Source organism: Polaromonas sp. (assembly GCF_031411155.1).
Classification (GTDB): domain Bacteria; phylum Pseudomonadota; class Gammaproteobacteria; order Burkholderiales; family Burkholderiaceae_C; genus Polaromonas.
Map to the genome: position 1 here is coordinate 1 of NZ_JANOAL010000078.1, position 3,588 is coordinate 3,588.

The window sequence follows — 3,588 nt, forward strand, 5'->3', positions numbered from 1 at the left end:
CGATTTTGACGCTGGGTAAAGTGGAAAACGCATCGCTTATTCGGGAGAAAACGGGCCTCAGCGTTGCCGGGTTCACACGCGTGCTAGACAACTACGGCGTTCGTCACACGATCAAGCAGCATGGCAGCGCCGCGAAAGAGGCGCGGCGCGGTCAGATCGCCGTCACGCTGGAGGATTTTGAGAAGATCGTGCTGATAACTTCGCAGCCTGACAACATATTTGCCGATGGCAAAAACAAGATCGGTCGTGATGTACTTGTGTTTGTCAAAGTGATTGACGGCATCGGTTACCGGCATGTCGAGGAAATTCGAGCCAAGCACAAACTCGTTGCCACGGATTCGATGCGCAAGAAAAAAGGCGCCTGGAGCGCCTGATGGGAATAACTCGAATGCCTCAAAAAAACACCCGCGACGAGTGCATGCTGGCTTTCGCCCCCTTCTCTCAACGTCCGAAACGGCTTCGCGGGTGAATCGAGATTTTAATCCGTAAACCACTATTCCGCAAAACAAATGACCCTCCTCTCCCTCAAGTCCTACCAGCAAGCCGCCCTGGACGCGCTGCGGGCCTTCGCCCGTGCGGCCCAGCTCAAGGGCCCCGCGCTGGCTTTTGGCGAGCAGGTGGGGAGGCCCTACAACCCGGACCCGTTTGGTGAGGTTCCGTGTATTTGCCTGCGCATTCCCACGGGCGGCGGTAAAACGCTGATGGCGGCGCATGCCGTCAACGTGCTGGCCGAGGAATGGCGCGCCACCGATGCGCCGGTGGCGGTTTGGCTGGTGCCCAGTGACACGATTCGCAGCCAGACGCTGAAGGCGCTTCAGACCACCGGCCACCCGTATCGCGAGGCACTGGAGGCCAGCTACGGCGCCGGCGTGCGCGTCTGCGTGCTCGAAGACCTGGCCAACATCGCGCCGCCGGATTGGGGCCAGCGCGCCGTGGTCGTCGTCGCCACGATTCAGAGCTTTCGCATTGACGACACCGACAAACGCAATGTGTACAGCTTTTCGGAGAGTTTTGAACGGCACTTCAAGGGCGCGGGCGACGACCGTTTGCGGGTGCTGCAGGGCCTGCCTGACTCGCTGGTCACGGCTGAAGAAGCTGAAAACGACAAGACGGGCGTGCTGCCCGGATTCATCGGCCAGCCGCGCTGGAGCCTGGCGAACTGGCTGGCGCTGCACGAGCCGCTACTGATCGTGGACGAGGCACACAACACCAAGACCGACAAGAGCTTTACCGCGCTCAAGCGCCTGAACCCGAGCGCGATTCTGGAGCTGACGGCAACACCCATCCCGGCCAAAACCAATGTGCTGTACCACGTCAGCGCGCAGGAGCTGGCGGCCGAAAGCATGATCAAGCTGCCGATTGCCCTTAGCGAACACCCCGAGGGCTGGCAGCAGGCGGTGTTTGCCGCGGTGCAAAACCAGCGCGCGCTGGAGGGCGAGGCGCTGAAAGACGAGGCGGCGGGCCATGGCTATGTGAGGCCGATTGTGCTGTTTCAGGCGCAAAACGCGGGTGACGAGGTGCCGCCGGAAGCCCTGCGCAGCCACCTGGAACACGAGCTGCACATTCCCGCCGCGCAGATCAAGGTGGCGACCGGCGACACGCGCGAGCTGGAGGGGCTGGACCTGGCCGCGCGCGACTGCCCGGTTCGCTTTGTCATCACGGTGCAGGCGCTGCGCGAAGGCTGGGATTGCCCGTTTGCCTATGTGCTGTGCTCGCTGCAAAAGCTCTCCAGCGCGACGGCGGTTGAGCAGTTGCTGGGCCGGGTGCTGCGCATGCCTTACGCCAGCCCGCGTGGGCGGGAAGCGCTCAACCGGGCCTACGCGCATGTCTGCGAGGCGGAGTTTTCTACCGCCGCCCATGAGCTGGCGGACCGCCTGATCAACAACATGGGCTTCGAGGCGCTGGATGTGGCGTCGATGGTGGTGCAGCAGTCGGTGCTACCTCTTTTTGACCCGATTTATGAGTCAAATCAGCCTCTAGCCCATGTAGAACCTGCTCAAGTAGCTACTGATTTCATAGCACCAGCACCCACGCCAGAATTGCAGGCGGCCGCAGGCGTGAGGGTCGCAAGCCTTGCCGGTGAGCAAAAAGTGGTGGTCACCGGACACATCAGCCCCGAGCTGGAGGCGCTGCTGCTGGCCCAGGTGCGCGGCCCCAAAAAGCAGGAACAGGTGCAGGCCAGGGTGGCGCAGCACAACGCGCTGGTCGCGGCGCAAAGCGCGCCGGCGTCGCGCGGCGAACACTTTGCACCTATCCCGACGCTGGCCTACCGCAGCACGCCGCAGGGCCAGCTCTGGCCGCTGGAGCGTGAAGCGGTGCTGGAGGCGGTGGAACTTGACCTGTTGAGCCCTGAAGCGCTGCAGCTGCCGGGTTTTCAGGTGGTCGAGCAGTCCAACAGCTTTGAGATTTACCTGAAAGACGCGCACATCAAGCTGCGGGCGGCGGACGCCAGCCAGATTGCCTTTGACTATGGCTCCAGCAGCATCACGGCCGATGATCTGGTGCGCTGGCTGGACCAGTCGCTGTTTCAAAAGCTGCCCGAATTGACCCAGGGCCAGCGAAACGCCTATTTTTCGGCGGTGGTCAGCCATTTGATGCATGAAAAAGGCCTGCCGCTGCTGACCCTGGCCAAGGCGCGCTTCAGATTAGCGCAGGACATCGAGGCGCGGGTCGGGGATTTGAAGGACAAGGCGGCGAAAACCCAGTTCCGGCAGCTGGTGCTGGAAGGTGCGTGGGAGATTGCGCCCGACTGGACCCGGCCGCTGTTGTTTGAGGCGAATCGCTACCCGGTGCCCGCCGGCTCGCGCTACGGCGGGCGCTATGAGTTTCGCAAGCACTTTTACCCGGTGCTGGCGGATTTGAAAGACGGCGGCGAAGAATTTGCCTGCGCCCAGTTGCTCGACCAGCATGCCAAGGTCAAACACTGGGTGCGCAATCTGACCAGCGCGCCCTGCGGCTTTGCGCTGGCCACGTCGCGGGGCCGGTTCTTCCCGGACTTTGTGGCCGAACTGCTCGACGGGCGCATCGCCGTCGTGGAATACAAGGGCGCGCACCTGCTGAATGACCCGTATGAGATTGAAAAGCGGCAAATTGGCGAGTTGTGGGCGCGCAAGAGCAATAAGCGCTGCCTGTTTGGCCAGATTGCCAAGGAACGCGAGGGGGTGGGCATGTCGGGGCAGCTGGACGCCTTGCTGGCATGAATCACATGAACGAAATGCCCATCGAAATTCGCCAGCTCGGCCGGGTCGACTACCGGCCCACCTACCAGGCCATGCAGGCCTTCACCGAGGCCCGCAGCCGTGCCATTTCCAGTCAAATCGGGCTCCTGCCCAGGCAGGACGTGCCCGATGAGCTATGGATTTGTGAGCACCCGTCGGTCTATACGCAGGGCCTGGCGGGCAAAATCGAACATATCCTGAACCCCGGCGACATCCCGGTGGTGCAGACCAACCGCGGTGGCCAGGTCACTTACCACGGCCCGGGCCAGGTGGTGGCCTATCCGCTGGTGGATCTGAAGCGCGCCGGCTATTTCGTCAAGGAATATGTCTACCGCATCGAGGAGGCCGTCATCAAGACGCTGGCGCATTT

At 62.3% G+C, this 3,588-nt stretch carries 3 protein-coding genes; all 3 read left to right on the forward strand.

Annotated features, from left to right (window positions below):
* Positions 1-374, forward strand: a 374-nt coding sequence (locus RMO23_RS04575; RefSeq protein WP_309678917.1) for a hypothetical protein, incomplete at its 5' end; no start/stop codon positions are given.
* Between the two features lie 135 nt (positions 375-509).
* Positions 510-3,200: a DEAD/DEAH box helicase family protein gene (locus tag RMO23_RS04580; RefSeq protein ID WP_309678918.1), complete on the forward strand. Its 2,691-nt coding sequence runs from the start codon at positions 510-512 to the stop codon at positions 3,198-3,200.
* A 14-nt stretch (positions 3,201-3,214) separates the two neighbouring features.
* Positions 3,215-3,588: lipoyl(octanoyl) transferase LipB (gene lipB / locus RMO23_RS04585; protein WP_309678919.1), on the forward strand; the 374-nt coding region annotated here is incomplete at its 3' end.